General features: G+C 69.7%; 17 protein-coding genes. 7 read left to right on the plus strand and 10 right to left on the minus strand.

The features are described 5' to 3' along the window. Positions 1 to 64: 64 nt before the first annotated feature. Genes ACWEH3_RS12545 through ACWEH3_RS12580 form a run of 8 tightly spaced genes read right to left on the minus strand, consistent with a single transcriptional unit; the run spans position 65 to position 7,694 of the window. A complete protein-coding gene (locus tag ACWEH3_RS12545) occupies positions 65 to 1,006 on the minus strand; it encodes an ABC transporter substrate-binding protein (RefSeq protein ID WP_450023117.1) in 942 nt (313 codons plus the stop codon). A gap of 32 nt (positions 1,007 to 1,038) precedes the next feature. Beyond that, a complete protein-coding gene (locus ACWEH3_RS12550; protein ID WP_450023119.1) occupies positions 1,039 to 1,746 on the minus strand; it encodes a class II aldolase/adducin family protein in 708 nt (235 codons plus the stop codon). A gap of 14 nt (positions 1,747 to 1,760) precedes the next feature. Then, positions 1,761 to 2,930 (minus strand): LLM class flavin-dependent oxidoreductase, encoded by a 1,170-nt coding sequence (locus ACWEH3_RS12555; RefSeq protein ID WP_450023121.1) that lies wholly within the window; start codon positions 2,928 to 2,930, stop codon positions 1,761 to 1,763. Then, positions 2,927 to 4,027 carry an LLM class flavin-dependent oxidoreductase gene (locus ACWEH3_RS12560; protein WP_450023123.1) on the minus strand — a complete coding sequence of 367 codons (1,101 nt, stop codon included), beginning with the start codon at positions 4,025 to 4,027 and terminating at the stop codon, positions 2,927 to 2,929. Before ACWEH3_RS12560 ends, ACWEH3_RS12555 begins: the two co-directional genes overlap by 4 nt. After that, positions 4,024 to 5,049, minus strand: a complete 1,026-nt coding sequence (locus tag ACWEH3_RS12565) for an ABC transporter substrate-binding protein (RefSeq protein ID WP_450023125.1) — start codon at positions 5,047 to 5,049, stop codon at positions 4,024 to 4,026. Before ACWEH3_RS12565 ends, ACWEH3_RS12560 begins: the two co-directional genes overlap by 4 nt. After that, positions 5,046 to 5,822, minus strand: coding sequence for an ABC transporter ATP-binding protein (locus tag ACWEH3_RS12570; RefSeq protein ID WP_450023127.1), 777 nt, complete (start codon positions 5,820 to 5,822; stop codon positions 5,046 to 5,048). The genes ACWEH3_RS12565 and ACWEH3_RS12570 overlap by 4 nt, the downstream gene beginning before the upstream one ends. Next, entirely contained in the window at positions 5,819 to 6,658 is an 840-nt protein-coding gene (locus ACWEH3_RS12575) for an ABC transporter permease (protein ID WP_450023129.1), read from the minus strand. The genes ACWEH3_RS12570 and ACWEH3_RS12575 overlap by 4 nt, the downstream gene beginning before the upstream one ends. Before the next feature lies 1 nt (position 6,659). Further along, on the minus strand, positions 6,660 to 7,694 hold the full coding sequence (locus tag ACWEH3_RS12580; protein WP_397077695.1) for an NrtA/SsuA/CpmA family ABC transporter substrate-binding protein: 1,035 nt from the start codon (positions 7,692 to 7,694) through the stop codon (positions 6,660 to 6,662). A gap of 257 nt (positions 7,695 to 7,951) precedes the next feature. Between ACWEH3_RS12580 and ACWEH3_RS12585 the strand changes: the two genes are divergently transcribed. The 3 genes from ACWEH3_RS12585 (at position 7,952) to ACWEH3_RS12595 (ending at position 10,101) form a co-directional block, all read left to right on the plus strand. After that, positions 7,952 to 8,701 carry an IclR family transcriptional regulator gene (locus ACWEH3_RS12585; protein ID WP_450023131.1) on the plus strand — a complete coding sequence of 250 codons (750 nt, stop codon included), beginning with the start codon at positions 7,952 to 7,954 and terminating at the stop codon, positions 8,699 to 8,701. A 145-nt stretch (positions 8,702 to 8,846) separates the two neighbouring features. After that, positions 8,847 to 9,674 carry an SAM-dependent methyltransferase gene (locus ACWEH3_RS12590; RefSeq protein WP_450023133.1) on the plus strand — a complete coding sequence of 276 codons (828 nt, stop codon included), beginning with the start codon at positions 8,847 to 8,849 and terminating at the stop codon, positions 9,672 to 9,674. A 73-nt stretch (positions 9,675 to 9,747) separates the two neighbouring features. Next, entirely contained in the window at positions 9,748 to 10,101 is a 354-nt protein-coding gene (locus ACWEH3_RS12595; RefSeq protein ID WP_355080497.1) for a hypothetical protein, read from the plus strand. Here ACWEH3_RS12595 and ACWEH3_RS12600 read toward each other — a convergent pair whose 3' ends face one another. After that, complete coding sequence (locus ACWEH3_RS12600; protein WP_450023136.1) at positions 10,102 to 11,118, minus strand: NADP-dependent oxidoreductase; 1,017 nt, start codon at positions 11,116 to 11,118, stop codon at positions 10,102 to 10,104. It lies immediately after the preceding gene. A 318-nt stretch (positions 11,119 to 11,436) separates the two neighbouring features. Between ACWEH3_RS12600 and ACWEH3_RS12605 the strand changes: the two genes are divergently transcribed. After that, on the plus strand, positions 11,437 to 12,243 hold the full coding sequence (locus ACWEH3_RS12605) for an LLM class flavin-dependent oxidoreductase (RefSeq protein ID WP_452358316.1): 807 nt from the start codon (positions 11,437 to 11,439) through the stop codon (positions 12,241 to 12,243). Between the two features lie 10 nt (positions 12,244 to 12,253). On the opposite strand, the gene ACWEH3_RS12610 is transcribed toward ACWEH3_RS12605, so the two are convergent. After that, positions 12,254 to 12,877: a LysE/ArgO family amino acid transporter gene (locus tag ACWEH3_RS12610; protein ID WP_450023140.1), complete on the minus strand. Its 624-nt coding sequence runs from the start codon at positions 12,875 to 12,877 to the stop codon at positions 12,254 to 12,256. A 74-nt stretch (positions 12,878 to 12,951) separates the two neighbouring features. On the opposite strand from ACWEH3_RS12610, the gene ACWEH3_RS12615 reads away from it, so the two are divergent. The 3 genes from ACWEH3_RS12615 to ACWEH3_RS12625 all read left to right on the plus strand — a co-directional run bounded on the left by ACWEH3_RS12615 (position 12,952) and on the right by ACWEH3_RS12625 (position 15,954). After that, positions 12,952 to 13,833 (plus strand): LysR family transcriptional regulator ArgP, encoded by an 882-nt coding sequence (locus tag ACWEH3_RS12615; RefSeq protein ID WP_450023142.1) that lies wholly within the window; start codon positions 12,952 to 12,954, stop codon positions 13,831 to 13,833. 302 nt (positions 13,834 to 14,135) lie between these two features. Then, a complete protein-coding gene (locus ACWEH3_RS12620) occupies positions 14,136 to 14,885 on the plus strand; it encodes an LGFP repeat-containing protein (protein ID WP_450023144.1) in 750 nt (249 codons plus the stop codon). 58 nt (positions 14,886 to 14,943) lie between these two features. Next, on the plus strand, positions 14,944 to 15,954 hold the full coding sequence (locus ACWEH3_RS12625; RefSeq protein WP_450023146.1) for a zinc-binding dehydrogenase: 1,011 nt from the start codon (positions 14,944 to 14,946) through the stop codon (positions 15,952 to 15,954). Positions 15,955 to 16,225: the final 271 nt, after the last annotated feature.

Below are 16,225 nucleotides of genomic sequence, written 5' to 3' on the forward strand. Positions count from 1 at the left end.
CTTCCCGGACAGCCGAATGGGCCGGGGATCGCTGCCGACACCCCGGCCCGCCCGTTTCCTCCGATTACGCCGTTACGCCGGATTCGGCGCGCACCGTCTCGCCGATCCACGGCACGACCGCGTCCCGGACCCGCACCGTCCGCGGCAGCAGGCCGTTGGCGGCCAGGAGATCGGCCGCGTGCTGCTGTTCGTCCAGGAAGTGGTCGGAAACGGGTTCGACACCGAAGGGCCTGCCGCGCAGCGCGGCTTCCCACGCATCCAGGCTCGCCGTCCCGCCGCGAGCCACCACGTCGTCCACGAAGTACTGGGCGGCCGCGCGCGGGTTCGCCTTGATCCACGCGTCCGACTGTTGCAGAGCCGTGATGATCGCCGTCAGCGCCTCGCGGTTGCCTTCGGCGAAGTCCCGGCGGGTGAACCACAGCGAGGGGTGGCTGAACAGCGATTCGGTGTCCACGAGAGTGCGCAGGTCGGCGGCCGCCTCGACCGCGGCCAGACCCGGATACGCGCCGACCCAGGCGTCGAGGTCGCCGCGCAGCAGGGCCGCGCCGCCGTCGTGCACGTCGACGTCCACCGGCTCGATGTCCTTCCAGGCCAGGCCCGCCTGGTCCAGCGCGAACAGCGCGAGCGTGGTCTGCCAGGAACCGTGCGCGATGCCGACCCGCTTGCCCTTCAGATCCAGCACCGTCTCGATACCGGAATCGGCCTTGGCGACCAGGCGGCCGTTCTCCACCCGCGGCCCGGAGATGCCGACGTAGACGATGTCGCGGCCGTTGGCGAGCGCGGTCACCGGCGGCGTGAAGCCGGTGCCGATGAAGTCGTAGCCGCCGTCGAACAGATGATCCGAATGCAGCGACGGCAGTCCGTGCTTGGGGTGGACCGGAGCCGGGCGCGGCAGCTCGCGCAGGTCGACCCATTCCACGTCGGGCAGCAGGTTTTCCAGGATGCCACGGTGGCGCAGGACGAACAGGGAGTTGTTGTGCGGGAAGTAGCCGACACGAATGGTCATGATCGCTCCTCGATCTCGATGTGCGGGGCCGGTCAGATCAGGCCGCGGCGGCGCGCCTCGTCGGCGAGACCGGTGCGGCCCCACTGCACCGCGAGGTTGGACGGGTCGAATTCGACCGAGCCGCCGAGAGTTTCGGCGATCGCCTGATATTGCGCGCCCTCCTCCAGCAGCACCACGAACTTCGCCAGCTCCAGCAGTCCCGCGCGTCCGATGACGTTCGCGCCGCCGTTGGCCTCGAAGATCGCGACCAGATCCGGGTCGTCGACCAGCTTGGACAGGATGAAATCGCCCGCGCCGATGGTGCGGTCGATGTGCGGCGGAATGGCCCGGGACAGGGTGAGCCGCTGCGCGGCCGCGTAGCGGATCGGCAGCGTGCGATGGGTCTGCGCCCATCCACCCAGCCACGGCGTGTGGATGTGCACCACGGAGGTGATCTCCGGATGCGCGCGGAACACCTTCGCGTACCCGGTGACGAATCCCGCGGAGCCGGTCCCGGACAGCACCTCGCCGTCGAAGGTGGCGACCACCGGCGCGACGGTGCGGTCGTCGGCCCACGGGCCCGGTTCGTTCAGGGCGAGGGCGATCTCCTCGCCGGGCACTCGCTCCACGAAATTGACGGTGCCATTGCCCGCGACGGTGCCGGTCTCCCGGAACACCCGGAATGCCTTCTCGGCGTCGCGAACAGCGGCGGCGGCGAAAGCGGTGACGGACTCCGGCAACCGGGTCTCGGTGGTGGTCATGGTCTCTCCTGAATCTATCGAGCGGGGGAAAGGGATGCCGCGGCGGCGGACGCGGTGAGCCGGGATCGGCCGAGCAGCGGGAGCACCTCTTCGCCGACGCGGTAGGCCTCCTCGAGATGCGGGTTGCCCGCGAGGATGAACGCGTCGACGCCGAGATCGATCAGCTCGTCGAGCCGCTGCGCCACCTGTTCGTAACTGCCGACCAGGCCGAACGCGGGACCGCCTCGGATCAGGCTGAATCCGCACCAGACGTTGGGTTGGACCTCGAGGTCCCGGTAGCCAGTGATGGTCTCGGGCACCCAGCCCTGGATGCGGGCGGCCCCGACCGAATCGCCCTTGGCGGCGCGCTCGGCCGCGCCACGGTCGACGAAAGCCCAGCCCTTCTCGATCTCCGCCCAGGCCGCTTCCTCGGTGTGCCGGGCCAGGACGTCGATGCGGACGGCGAATTTCGGTGTACGGCCGATGGTTTCGGCGTTCGCGCGCACGCCGTCGAACTTGGCGCGCAGATCGGCGAACGGCTCCAGCCAGGACAGGTAGTAGTCGGCGTGCCTGCCCGCGGCGTGCACCGCGGCGGCGGACGACCCCGAGAAGTACACCTCGGGGAAAGGCTGACCGGCGATGCCCGGCGCGAGCGCCGCACCCTCGGTGCGGAAGAACCGGCCGTTGTGGTCGTAGGGCTCGCCGTCCCACACGCCGCGCAGCACGTCGAGGAATTCGCTGGTGCGGGCATAGCGGTCGTCGTGGGCGACCTTGTCGCCCCACCACAGCTGGGCGGGCCCGCCGCCGCCGCTGATGATGTTGTAGACCAACCGGCCGCCGGTCGCGCGCTGCAGGCTCGCCGACATCCGCGCGGCCTGCACCGGATGCAGGAAGCCGGGCTGGAAGGCGACCATGAACCGGTAGGTGGTGGTCTCCCTGGCCAGGGCCGCCGCGACCGCCCACGGGTCGTCGGTCACGGGGAACGACGGCAGCAGGCCGCCGAGGAATCCGGCCGATTCGGAAGCCTTGGCGACCGCGGCCATATGGTCGATGTAGCCGTAGCCGTCGAGCGCGCCGTCGCGGATGGCCGGTGCGATATTGCCCGGCCCGTAACCGTTGGCGTGGCCGCGGTTGTAGCGGCGCGGCGTGCGCAGCGACGCGTGGTCGCCTTCCATGCCGATGCGCCAGTAGATGTCGATGGTCATGCGGTTGCCTCCTGCGCGGTCAGCGTGCGGCCGGCCGGGTCGGCGCGGAACAACAGGTGTTCGCCCGCGCGGTGCAGTTCCTCGATGTGCGGGTGTCCCGAGAGCACCACGCTGTCGACGCCCGCCGTCACATAGGACGAAAGACGTTGCGCTACTTGCTCATAGCTGCCGACGAGGCCGATGTTCGCGGCGTATCCGAGTTCGGCGAACCCCGCCCAGCGGCCGTCGCCCAGATCGTGCTGCCGCGCGCCGGTACCGTCCGGGCGCACCTCGCGCCACTGACGTTCGACCCGGGCCCACGCCTCGTCCTCGGTTTCCCGCGCGACGACCGGCAGCTCCAGTCCGGCGCGCACCGCGCGTCCCGCCGCCGTCGCGCGTTCGCGCAGGTCGGCGATAGCGGTATCAACGCCCGCCGCGGTCTCGGTGAAGACGTGCACGTCTCCGTGCCGAGCCGACAGTTCGAGCGCCGCCGCGGAGTCGCCGGACAGGTAGACCGTCGGGAACGGCAGCCCGGAGAGGATGCCGCGGAAACCGCCGTCGATCACGTCGTAATACGTGCCCTCGTAGTGGAATCCGGTACCGGCAAATCCCGCCGACGGCACCGGAGCGTCGTTCCATACGCCACGGGCGACGGTCAGGAACTCCGCGGCCCTGGCGTAGCGGTCTTCACCGGTGACGCGATCACCGCGTGCTCGCGCGTCGTCGGGATCGGTGTCCAGGGCCAGCTGCCAGGCCAGGCGACCACCCGAAATGCGCTGTAGGGTGGCCGACATCTTCGCGGCATAGACCGGAGTGCCGAAAGCGGGCTCGAATTCGACGACGACGCGTGAGTACCGCGTGCCGCGCAGCGCGCCGCCCGCCACGATCCACGATTCCTCGCCGTGCGGATCGTAGGGCGCGAGCACGCCGTCCAGCCCCGCCAATTCGGCGGCGTCGATGATCTGGGCGAGGTCGTCGAACGGACCGAACCGCCCCGGCCGCAGGTCGGTCGCCGGCGTCACCGGCGCGGGCCCGCCGAATCCGCCGCGGTTGCGTCGATCTCGGCGGGCGTGGCGGCCGTCTCCACGGGAAGGCAGGCGCCACAGGAACTCCGTCATGCGGGGACCTTCCCGGACTCGACGATCTCCCTGGCCCGGGCCAGCGGCTCGGGCGCGACCCAGGAATCCAGGTCGAAGTCGGCGGCGAGGAATCCATGCGTGTAGAGGAATTGCTTCTGCACGCCGATCAGCTCGATCCGCTCGTCCGACAACGAGGGGTGCAGATCCCGGTGGAAGTTCTCGCCGTACGCCGCGACGACCCCCTCCGGACCGGACAGTGTTTCCCGCTGGAGCACGTCCCGCACTCCGCTCAGATTGCCCGCGGCCCAGTCCGCCGCGCGCAGGCTCTGCGCGAGGAACTCGACGACCACCTCCGGACGCGCCTGGAGTAGCTCCTCGTGCACGGTGATGGGGCGTGGCGTGCCGTTGTTGACCCGGAAGCGTTTGGCCTCGGTGGCGTCCAGGTCCACCGCGACGCGCAGGCCGTGCTCCCTGGCGACCTCTTGCGCCCGGGCTCCCTTGACATAGATGGCGTCCACCTCGCCGCGCAACAACTCCTCGACGCCCCAGGTGACCACGCGGCGATTCGCCTGGACCTCCGTGCGCACCTGCGGGTTCCGCTCGACACCGATCTCGGTCACGCGGACGTCGGCGAGCGTATGTCCCCCGAGACGCAGCGCGTTCGCGAAACCGTGCAAGGCCATCGCGCGGGGAAAGCTGCGCGGCTGGTCCCGCGCCCACGCCGGGACGCCGATGCGCAGACCGGCCAGCTCGGCGGGGCCCCCGACGGTGGATTCCGGACCGACCAGAATGGCTTGCGCCTCATCGATCCAGGTCAGTCCGATCAACCGGGTCGGCGAGCCCTGGGCGCGCGCCGCCAGGGCCGGAACGTTGCCGCCCTCGCGGATCAGCCCGGACAGGTCGTGCAGGAAATGGTGGCCGGCCAATTCCGGCCCGGCGTCCTGCAGGACGCCGAACTCGAGCCCGGCCCGGGCGGCGGCGTCGCCGAGCCAGCCGAGGCTGTGCGCGAGCCCGCTCGCGGTGGGCACGGGGCAGCGGGTGTACCAGAGGGTGTCGGTCATGAGGCACTCCTTGGAGCGGACGTGGTGCTACCCACGCCGAGCCGGCTGAGGAAAAGTGATCGGAAATGCAGGGTTTCGGGGTCGGCGCGGTCGCGCGAGGCCACGTCGATGTCGACGTCCACGGCGAAGCGCCCTTTGTCCAGGATCAGTACCCGGTCGGCCAGGCGGATCGCTTCGTCGACGTCGTGGGTCACCATGAGCACCGCGGGGCGGTGCCGGGCCACCAGATCGCCCACCAGATCCTGCATCTGCAGGCGGGTCAGCGCGTCCAGCGCCGCGAACGGCTCGTCGAGCAGCAGCAATTCCGGTTCGCGAACCAGGGCGCGTGCCAGCGCCGCGCGCTGCGCCTCGCCGCCGGAGAGCGTGGCGGGCCATTGCCTGGCTTTGCCGTCGAGGTTGACCTCGGCCAGTGCGCGTAACCCGGCTTCGCGGTTGTGCCGGGAACGCCGCTGTCCGACGATCACGTTCGCCAGCACCCGTTTCGAGGGGATCAGCCGCGGCTCCTGGTAGACGGTGGTGCGCCGCGCCGGGACGAGCACCTGTCCCGCGTCCGGCGCCTCCAGTCCGGTGAGCAGGCGCAGCAGCGTGGTCTTGCCGGTGCCGCTGGGCCCGAGCAGGACGACGAACTCGCCGCGACGGATGGTGAGGTCGACGCCGTCGAGCACGGTCTTGGCGCCGAACGACTTGCGCAGGCCGGTGATCGAGACGGCGACCGGCTCCTCCCCGGCGGGTGCGGTGACCACCTCGGCTCCAGGTTCGGTAATGGTGGTCATCGGATCGCCACCTGTCCGCGCCAGGGCATCGCGAAGCGCTCCGCCACCCGCACCAACCCGTCGAAGACCAGGCCGAGCAGTGCGTACAACACCACGCACAGCACCATGTAGTCGGTGCGGTTGTACTCCTGGGCCAAGGTGACCAGGTAGCCGACGCCCTCCTTGGTGCCGACCTGCTCGGCCGCGATGAGACCGGTGATGCTGATCGACAGGCACACGCGCAGCGCCATCAGCACGCCGGGCAGCGCTGAGGGGAGGATGACCTCCAGCACCAGCCGCGGCCCGATCAGCCCGAAACTACGGGCGGCTTCGACCATCTTGCGATCGACGTTGCGCACGCCGAGATAGGTGTAGGCGTACATCGGCGCGACCGTCGCGACGGCGATGAGCAGCACCTTGTACAGCTCGTCGATGCCGAACCAGGCGATGAACAGCGGCACCAGCGCCAGGAACGGCACCGCGCGCAGGATCTGCATTGTCGAATCGACCAGTTCCTCACCGAGACTGGACAACCCGGAGACCAACCCCAGCGCCAGCCCGATGGCCACGCCGATCCCGACGCCGAACGCGGCGCGGGTGAACGACGCCACCGCGAAGTCCGACAACTGGCCGGTGCCGAGCAATTCGGTGAACGCCGTCCACACCGCGGGCGGTCCCGCCAGCACGCGCTCGGAGATCGCTCCGCTCGCGGAACCCGCCCACCAGCCTGCCACGATCACTGCCGGGAGCAGGAACCGCAGCGGCACGGAAAACCATGCGGGCCTGCGCTTGCCGACACGCGTGCGGGGCGGGGCGAGTTCGGTGGGGCCCAGCCCGGCCGCCACGACGACCGCCATCTCAGCTGCCCGCCTTCACCGATGCCAGCTGCTCGGGCGTCAGCTTCGACTTCAGGTCGTAGAAGATGTCGGCGGCGGTGATCTTGCGGGTGACGACGCCGTTGTCGAAGAAGGTGTTCACCACGTCGGCCAGCGCGGTGGCGTCGGTCTCGTTCGGCAGGTGCGGCACGGTGGCCTCGGCCCCCACCCGGTAGGCGTCCGACAGCCGCTGGCCCGACAGGGCGCGCGGGCCGGTCTTCTCGAAGACGTTCTCGAACTCGGCGGGGTTGGCGCGCTGCTTCGCCGTGAGGTCCTGCAGCACTTCGAGGTATTTCGCCGCGATGTCCGGACGCTGATCGAGCACCTCGGTGCGGAACACCACCACCGAGTTGTCGTTGGAGCCGATGCTCTTCTCCGTGGCGATCTCGACGCCGCCGTTGGCCTTGGCCTCCTGGTAGGGCACCAGGAACGACGACCAGCCGTCCACCTTGCCGGTCGCGAACGCCGAGGCGGCGTCCTTCTGCTGCAACGGAACCCTGGTCACCTTGTCGGCCGGGACGCCTGCCTGCGCGAGCGCCTTGAGCAGGATGTATTCGCCCTTGGCCGCCGGGTTCACCGCCACGCGTCTGCCGACCAGCTCGGCGACCGAGTGCACGCCCGATTCCGGAGTGACGATGATGCCGCTCTGATCCTTGCCCGCTGGATCCTGTACCGCGACGATCCGCACGCCGACGTCCTTGGACAGCGCGCCGACGACGGGACTGAACGCCGCGCCGGAGACGTCGAGTTCCTTGGTGTTGAACAACTTCAGGTTGGAGCTGAAGCCGGGGGTGATGCTGACCCACTCGATCTTCGCGCCGAGTGGTGCCAGCGCGGCGTCGAAGGTGCCGTCGCGCTTGCCGACCGCCAGCGGCCCGGAGTTCCCCGGGTCGGCGACCTTGAGCACGAAGGAAGCGCCTGCGCCGGTGTCGCGGTCGGTGTCCGAACCACACGCGGCGACGAGTGCGACTAGGGGAACGATCGCCAGCGCGATGCGCATGAGGGCTTGCCGCCACATCGTGAGGACTCCTTGTCCGAATCGTCGATCAATGCCCTCGGAGAGTAGGGACGGCAGCGCGGGGTCACGAGGTAATGCTTTCCGTAGATCGGAAAGCTTGACATATCGAGTTCTCTGTACTGCCCGAGCTCAATGCGACTGTGAATGCGGATCGGACCGTGCCGTTGCCGGTCGATCCATGCTGCTCACGCCAGAGTTTTCCAAATATCGGAAAGAGCAAACTCTCTGGTCCGCACTCTTGTGTTACCGTCACAGTCGTGGAACCCTCCGGCGTGCAGACCGTCACCCGCGCCCTCTCCGTGCTGGACTGCTTCCGTGACGGCCGGGAGCGCGGCGTCTCGGAGGTCGCGCGGCAACAGGGCCTGGCGGTCAGCACCACGCACCGGCTGCTGGCCACGCTGGTGCAGGCGGGTTTTCTGGAGAAGAACGCCGAATCCAGTCGATACCGCATGGGCGGCGCGCTGGCCGAGTGGGGGCAGATCGCCTACCGTCAGCACCGGATCTACCTCGCCGAACCGTATCTGGAACAGCTCGCGGGCACCACCGGGGCAAGCTGCTCGGTCGCCACCCGCCACGGCATCCACGCCGTGCTGCTCGGCACCAGCCGGTGGCGGGAGACCGACGGGCACAAACTGCAGGGCGTGCGACTGCCCCTGCACGCCAGCGCGCTCGGCAAGGCCCTGCTCGCCTGGTCCGAGGCCACCGACGAGCAGCTACGCGAACTCCCCTACGACGAAGGTACCGAGCGCTCGGTGTCCGGTCCCAGTGAGCTGCGCGCCGAGCTGGTCACCACGCGGGAGCGCGGATACGCCTACAACGACGAGGAACTCGATCCGGGCTTCCGCACCATCGGCCTGCCCATCCTCGATCCGGCTGGCCGCTGCCGGTTCGCACTCGGTCTGCGCGGCCCCACGACGCTGATGATTCCCGAACGGGTGCCGTTCTTCGTCGAACTCGCGAAGGTCACCGCCCAAGAGATCGCGGCCAGATTCGCCGCCGCCGACTGACTCTCCGGAAACGGACCAATCGGCCGAATTGCCGCTCATTGTGGATGCGTCACCCTATTCTTGACGCGTAATTCGTAGCGCGAGGTCGCCTTCGGAGGCGACAGGGGTGCGGCGCCGGTCCTGCGTCGCCGGGAAAGGAGTCGCCATGCCGGACGGTCACGCGCGAGTGCGCGCCGGATCGTCGACCAAGCTCGACACGAGCCTTCCCCATGAGGCACGGGTGTACGACTACTGGCTCGGGGGCAAGGACAACTACCCCGCCGACCGCTCCCTCGGCGACACGGTCGCCATGCACATCCCCGGTATCCGCGACATGGCCCGCGCCAATCGCGCGTTCCTCGGCCGGGCGGTGCGCCATCTGGTCCGCGAGGCCGGCGTCGATCAGTTCCTCGACATCGGCACCGGCCTTCCCACCGCAGGCAGCACGCACGAGGTGGCCCAACGCATCGATCCGGCCGCGCGCGTGGTCTGTGTCGACAACGATCCGCTCGTGCTCGCCCACGCCAGAGCACTGATGTCGAGCACGCCGCAGGGCAGGATCGCCTTCCTGGACGCGGATCTGCGCGATCCGAGCGCCATCCTGGACGCACCCGCCTTGGCCGATACCTTCGACCAGGACCGGCCCATCGCGATCCTGCTGGTCGCGGTCATGATGTTCTTCCGCGACAGCGACGACCCGTACGGTGTCGTCGGCCGGCTGCTGGACGCGGCCCCGTCCGGCAGCTATCTGGTGCTCACCCACTTCACCGGCGATTTCGACCCGCGCCCGATGGCGCGCGCGGCGGCCGCCGCTCAGCAGGCCGGCATCGCGTTCCAGCCGCGCAGCCACGCGGAGACCGAATCCTTTTTCGCCGGAACGGAACTCGTAGAGCCGGGAATCGTTCCGGTGGACGCGTGGCGCCCGGACACGGATGTCGCCCCGGCCGCGACGCGATCCGCCTGGTACCTGGCCGGCGTCGGACGCAAACCCTGAGCGGCGTTTGAGCCGCCGCCGTTCGGCAATCACGTCCGAGGAACCGGCGGCCAGGAACGGCGAGGTGGTGAACATGGTCGAAGACGTCGAGAAACGCTGGCGCGATCCGCGCGGGTTCCGGCGCGCCGCGACCTACGTCGCTTCGGTGCTCGCCACCGCCGCGCTGGTCTTCCTGCTGGCCGTACTGTGGGCCGCGCAGCGCGAGTGCGCGGACGCGGACAACCTGCTGTGCGATACCGCCGCGCAGGTCGCCGTGGTGCTCGGGCCGTCGGTGGTGCTGCTGATCGGCGGCATCGGCGCCTTCGTCGAAACCTACGTGCAGTGGCGCCGCGGCCGGACCTGGCCCATCTGGCAGGGCGCGGGCTGGTTCCTGTTCGTGCTGATGGTGGTCTACCTCGGGATCGGCGGCGGCGCGGTGGCGAGCTGATCAGTCGGCGACGCGCACGACCAGCTTGCCGAAGTTGCGGCCCTCCAGCATGCCGATGAACGCCTCGGGTGCGGCGGCCAAGCCGGACACGACGTCCTCGCGGTACCGCACGCGTCCGTCGGCGACCCACTCGCCCATCTCGCGCAAGAATTCCGGGTACAGCTCACGGACGAACTCGCTCTGGATGAACCCGCGCACCGTGAGGCTCTTGGTCAGGATCCGGCTGTAGTAGGCGGGCAGCCGGTCCGGGCCCTCCGGGGAGCCGGTGGCGTTGTAGTTGGCGATCAGCCCGCAGACGGGCACACGCGCGTGGGTGTTCAGCAGCGGGTACACCGCGTCCGCCACCGCGCCGCCGACGTTCTCGAAATAGACATCGATGCCGTCGGGGACCGCCGCCGCGAGCTGCTCGGCGAAATCGGGAGCGCGGTGGTCGAGCGCGACATCGAAGCCGAGTTCGTTCAGATAGGCGACCTTGCGCGGGCCGCCCGCGATCCCCACCGTGCGGGCGCCGTCGATCTTGGCGATCTGGCCGACGGCCGAGCCCACAGGTCCGGTGGCCGCGGCGACCACGAGCGTCTCACCCGGCTGGGGTCTGCCGATCTTGCGCAGTCCGGCGTAAGCGGTGAAGCCCGGCATGCCGAGCACGCCCAGGGCGGTCGAGACCGGAACCTTGCCCGGGTCGAGCTTGCGCACGCGGCGCGCCGGGACCACGTCATGGGACTGCCACCCCGAATAGGCCAGGACCACATCGCCTTTCGTCAGCGATGGGTCGCGGGATTCGACCACTTCGGCCACGGTCTCGCCGACCATCACCGCGCCGATCTCGACCGGTTCGGCGTAGGACTTCGCCGAGCTCATCCGGCCGCGCATGTACGGGTCGAGCGACAGGTACAGGGTGCGCAGCAGAACTTCGCCCTCGCCCGGAGCGGGGAGTTCCGCGGTCTCGGTCCGGAAATTCTCCGCGGTGGGCGCACCCACCGGTCGGGAAGCAAGCACGATTCGCGTCGACTCGACCATGCGCCCCACCCTAGCCGCAGGCGTGGGCGCGGGCCGCTCGCGCCGGACCGTGTCCGGCGATCGGCACGACTGCTGTTCGAACCGGGGAACAGGTGGCCGGCTCCAGCATCCGGCCGATTATCCGTCCGGGCCGCTGCTGCTGTTCTTCCTGCCGCCCACCCATGCGTGTCGACAGCCGCATCGCACGGGCGCGCTACCCGCAAGTCGTCGTGGGGCGAAAGGCGTTACACGGTAGCAAGTTCGGTGTGAGTGTCCGGGATATCGACTCGAGCGGTCGGGACATTGGCGCGAGCGCCGGGTGTTCGTAGCGTCGACACCATGACCTTGGAAGTCGGCATCATCCTGCCCACCTCGACGCCTGATCCCGCACGACCCATCCTCGGTGACGTGCGTGCCGCCGCCCGCCTCGCCGAGGAGGGCGGCCTCGACTCGGTTTGGGCGACGGATCATCTCGTGGCCAGCGCGCCGATGCTGGACAGCACCGTGGTGCTGGCCACCGCCGCTGCCGCGACCGACCGCATCCGCGTCGGCTACGGCGTGCTGCTGCTGGCGTTGCGGCCGGTCGCGTGGGCCGCGAAGCAGATCGCCACGCTGCAGTACGTCTCCGGCGACCGGCTGATCCTCGGGGTCGGCACCGGCAACCCGGCGCACGGGGATGTCGCATGGCGTGCCGCCGGAGCGTCCTTCGCCGAGCGCGGCCGTCGCACCGACGAGGCACTGCGCGTGCTGCCCGGCCTGGTCGCCGGGCAGCCGGTCGTCCTCCCGGACGGCACCGAGGTCGCGTTGGCACCCGGTGCGACCATGCCGCCGGTGCTCGTCGCGGGCGACGCCGAGCGCGCGCGGCGCCGCGCCGCCGAATACGCCGAGGGCTGGGTCGCCATCGGACTGGAGCCGAACCAGGTGGGTGCGCATGTGGCCGAACTGGCCGCGCTCGCCGCGGAATACGGCCGCCCGCCGCTCACCGTGACGGTCGTGGCGCCCACTCTGGCAACTGACCTCGGCCGTGCGTCCGAGCAACTGGCCGCCTACGCGGAAGCGGGTGCGGCACGCGTCGTCCTCGCCGTTTCCGGCCCTGAGTGGCAGGCCGACTACGAGTTCGCGGCGAAGGCCAAGGCACAGCTGTGACATCCCGCTCTCACCCGAGGCACAACAGTCCGAGCCCGAGGCCGAGCAGCACCGTCGCGATCACCGAATCCAGCACGCGCCAAGCGCGCGGACGGGCGAACAGCGGGCCGAGCAGACGCGCACCGAAGCCCAGTGCGGTGAACCACAGCACGCTGGCCAGCATCGCCCCCGCGCCGAGGAACCAGCGATCCGGGCTCGCGTACGTGCTGGCGAGGGAGCCGAGCAGCACCACGGTGTCCAGGTAGACGTGCGGGTTGAGCCAGGTCAGCGCGAGGGAGGTGACCACCGTCGCGCCGAGCGCCGCGGTGGTCCGCCCGGATTCGGCGCTCAGCGCGGCGGAGCCGAAGGCCCGCCGTGCCGCCAGCACCGCGTAGCCGATCAGGAACGCCGCTCCGGCGTAGCGTGCCACCACGAGCGCCCCCGGAGCCGCCTGGACGACCACGCCGAACCCGCCGACCCCGGCCGCGATCAGCACGATGTCGGAGACCGCGCACACCGCCACCACCGCAGGCACGTGCCTGCCGCTGATCCCTTGCCGCAGCACGAACGCGTTCTGCGCACCGATCGCCACGATCAACGACAGGCCGAAGCCCAAACCGGACACAGCCGCCACCACCGCCGAGGAAACGCTCACGTCCAGCGACGCTAAGGCCGCGGACCATACCCAGACAAGCTAAAGATTCTTATCTATCATTACGCTTTCTTAATATGGATCTCCAGCTCGACCAGCTCCGCGCACTCGACGCCGTGATCACCGAGGGGACCTTCGACGCCGCGGCCCGGCGGCTGAGTGTCACGCCGTCGGCGATCAGTCAGCGGATCAAGGCGCTGGAGGACGCCGCGGGCCGGATTCTCGTGCAGCGCACGAAACCGGTGCGCGCCACCGAATCCGGGCTGGCCGTCCTGCGCTTGGCCAGGCAGATCCAGTTGCTGACGGGCGACACCGCCCGCGAACTGGGCGGCGAACCCTCCGACGGCCCGATCCGGGTGCCCATCGCGGTCAACGCCGATTCCCTGGAGACCTGGGTGCTGCCCGCGCTGGCCCGCGCACCGCGCGGCGTGTGCTTCGAGATCCATCGCGAGGACGAGGAACACACCACGCGACTGCTGCGCGACGGCACCGTGATGGCGGCGATCACCTCGACCGCCCAGCCGGTGCAGGGCTGCAAGGTCGATCGACTCGGAGCGATTCGCTACCGGCCGATGGCGAGTCCGGAATTCGCCGCCGGCTGGTTCGCCGACGGGGCGACGGCGAAGTCCTACGCCGCGGCTCCGGTCGTGCTGTTCGACCGCAAAGACGACCTGCAGGATCGCCTCCTGCGCAGGCGCGGTCGCAAACCGTTGAATCCGCCACGCCACTATGTGCCTTCGTCCACCGGATTCGCCGAGGCGGTCCGGCTCGGGCTCGGCTGGGGCATGCTCCCGGATCTGCAGACCCGCGACGACCGAGCCGACGGCCGCTTGGTCTCGATCGATCCCGGCGTCGTCATCGACGTCCCGCTGTACTGGCAGCAGTGGCGTCTGGACTCCCCCGCCCTCGGTGCGGTCGCCGCGACCATCGCCGCCGAGGCGGCGAACGTCCTCCGCTGAGAGCGGACTCACCTTGCCCGGCAACATGTTCGGTTCATGACACCGCCGAGGCAGGGTGCGAGCACCCGGCCCCGGCGGCACCGTATCCGAGAAGGTGCGACCGTGGGCACGGTAGCACCGCCAGTATGTTCGGAGCCCAGGACGAGTTGGATGGCCGCCGACCACCGCACCGCACGACACCAGGGCATTCGAGTACCTCGTATCGCTCCGCATCGCGACCCGGCGAGGTAACTTGATCTCCGCACGCCGACCGAAAGCTTCAGCTCCATCCCGCACCCACCCGAGATGCACAGGAGTTCACTTTGGCACGGCACCGTCGCCCGAACCACTCGCGCACCCGTGGCGCGCTCGCCATCGTCGCCGCGCTCGGCATCCTGCTCGCAGGCATCGTCCCCGATGCGGCGGCGCGCCCGATCGGCCCCTACGACGTGGGCGGAGCGATCGAAGTGGAGTACGACGAGGCCGGTGGGCCCGCGTTTTTCGGCGACCCCGTCACACCCGAGGACTCCGCTGCGCGCGGCGGCCGCTACCAAGCGTTCGAGCGCGGCTCGTCCATCTACTGGCACCCCGACACCGGCGCCCATCAGGTCGGTGGCGCCATCCGCGACAAATGGGGCAATCTCGGTTACGAGGGCGGAGCGCTCGGCTACCCCGTGGCGCGGGAGGTGGCGACACCATCGAAGCCGGGAAGCTACAGCGTCTTTCAGAACGGCTCGATCTATTGGTCGCTCGGCACCGCCGCGCATCAGATCGGCGGCGTGATCCGCGACAAGTGGGGTTCCTTCGGCTGGGAGAGCAGCCCGCTCGGGTTCCCCATCACCGACGAATCCCCCGCCCGCGCGGGCAACGGCCGCTACAACCTGTTCGGCGGCGGCGCCATCTATTACGCCCCGCGCACCGGCGCCCATGTCGTTTGGGGATCCATTCGCGAGCACTGGGAGGCCGCGGGGGGCGAAGCCGGGCGTTACGGCTACCCCACCAGCGACGAGTACGACTTCGAGAACGGGAAAGCCCAGGACTTCGAGGGCGGCCGCCTCACATGGACGCCCTGATCGATCGCCCCGGAACGCGCGGCGCACATCAACCGATCGGCCTGCTGAGGAGTTGAACATGCTTGCTGGACGACTGTTCCCGCGTGCCGCCGACGGGCATCGGTTCCGCATGGAGGACGTCCCGGTGCCGACCCCGGGCCGGGGCCAGGTACTGATCGAGGTGGCGGCCGCCGGTGTCTGCCTGTCGGATGTCCACCTCATCGAGGGCGTGCTGTCGCCGATGTACCTGGCCGGCGACGCGGTCACCCTCGGGCACGAGGTCGCGGGTACGGTGCACACCCTCGGGCCCGAGGTGCAGGGTCCCCAGCCGGGCGACCGGGTGTTGTTGCAGGCGGGTGAGATCCGGGACGGCAAGACCTACACCCGCGGCGTCGACTACGACGGCGGCTGGGCGGAATACGCGCTGGCCACCGCGGACACCCTGGTGCCGATTCCCGACGACCTACCGTTCGAGCAAGCCTGTTTCATCCCCGACGCGGTATCGACGCCGTGGGCCGCCATCACCCGTACCGGTCAGGTGCGGGCCGCGGAGTCGGCCGGCATATGGGGCGTGGGCGGGCTCGGCGCGCACGGGGTGCAGTTGCTGCGGCTGATCGGCGCCGCGCCGATCATCGCGGTCGATCCCTTGCCCGCCGCCCGGCAGCGCGCGCTCGAATTCGGGGCGGACCTCGCACTCGATCCGTCCGACCCGGAACTGGCGAAAAAGGTGTACGCCGCCACCGCGGGAGCGGGACTCGATGTCGCGTTCGACTTCGCCGGCTTCGCGCCCGTGCGCGAACAAGCCGTCGGATGCCTCGCCGACGAGGGACGCTTGGTGCTGGTCGGGCTCACCGACAAGCCGATCACGATCACCAACGGCACCATCTTCAGTTTTCGGCAGCAACAGCTGCGCGGGCATTACGGCTCCGAGCCCGGCCATGTGCTCGAACTCGTGCGCCTGCGCCGCGCGCATCGGCTCGATTTCGCCAAGTCGGTGAGTGCCGTGCTCCCCCTGTCCGAAGCGGACGAAGCGGTACACGCATTGGAAAGCAAGGAGGGCAATCCGATCCGGATCGTGCTGACGCCGTGAACTATCGGCAATCCGGACATCGGAGCGGTTCACGACGGCTCCGCCGGCGGCCCCAACTCGCGTTGGGGCCGCCGTGGCCGAACCAGCCAGTGCCCGAGCCGATCCTCAGACCCCGACCTCGACAGGGATACTGCCACACCACAGCGGCCGCGTCGCATCGGTGATCGTCCATCGGTACGTACATGCGCGCGTGCATGTGCATTGGCGCCACCGGTCTCGAAAACCTCGAAAATCGAGGTGAACGCAGGCTGATCGATAACAAATCAGCATC

Source organism: Nocardia sp. NPDC004718 (assembly GCF_053601535.1).

Coding starts and splice junctions, on each gene's coding strand:
- ACWEH3_RS12545 (WP_450023117.1), bottom strand. CDS start 1,006: ATGACCATTCGTGTCGGCTACTTCCCGCACAACAACTCCCTGTTCGTC.
- ACWEH3_RS12550 (WP_450023119.1), bottom strand. CDS start 1,746: ATGACCACCACCGAGACCCGGTTGCCGGAGTCCGTCACCGCTTTCGCC.
- ACWEH3_RS12555 (WP_450023121.1), bottom strand. CDS start 2,930: ATGACCATCGACATCTACTGGCGCATCGGCATGGAAGGCGACCACGCG.
- ACWEH3_RS12560 (WP_450023123.1), bottom strand. CDS start 4,027: ATGACGGAGTTCCTGTGGCGCCTGCCTTCCCGTGGAGACGGCCGCCAC.
- ACWEH3_RS12565 (WP_450023125.1), bottom strand. CDS start 5,049: ATGACCGACACCCTCTGGTACACCCGCTGCCCCGTGCCCACCGCGAGC.
- ACWEH3_RS12570 (WP_450023127.1), bottom strand. CDS start 5,822: ATGACCACCATTACCGAACCTGGAGCCGAGGTGGTCACCGCACCCGCC.
- ACWEH3_RS12575 (WP_450023129.1), bottom strand. CDS start 6,658: ATGGCGGTCGTCGTGGCGGCCGGGCTGGGCCCCACCGAACTCGCCCCG.
- ACWEH3_RS12580 (WP_397077695.1), bottom strand. CDS start 7,694: ATGTGGCGGCAAGCCCTCATGCGCATCGCGCTGGCGATCGTTCCCCTA.
- ACWEH3_RS12590 (WP_450023133.1), top strand. CDS start 8,847: ATGCCGGACGGTCACGCGCGAGTGCGCGCCGGATCGTCGACCAAGCTC.
- ACWEH3_RS12595 (WP_355080497.1), top strand. CDS start 9,748: ATGGTCGAAGACGTCGAGAAACGCTGGCGCGATCCGCGCGGGTTCCGG.
- ACWEH3_RS12600 (WP_450023136.1), bottom strand. CDS start 11,118: ATGGTCGAGTCGACGCGAATCGTGCTTGCTTCCCGACCGGTGGGTGCG.
- ACWEH3_RS12605 (WP_452358316.1), top strand. CDS start 11,437: ATGACCTTGGAAGTCGGCATCATCCTGCCCACCTCGACGCCTGATCCC.
- ACWEH3_RS12615 (WP_450023142.1), top strand. CDS start 12,952: ATGGATCTCCAGCTCGACCAGCTCCGCGCACTCGACGCCGTGATCACC.
- ACWEH3_RS12625 (WP_450023146.1), top strand. CDS start 14,944: ATGCTTGCTGGACGACTGTTCCCGCGTGCCGCCGACGGGCATCGGTTC.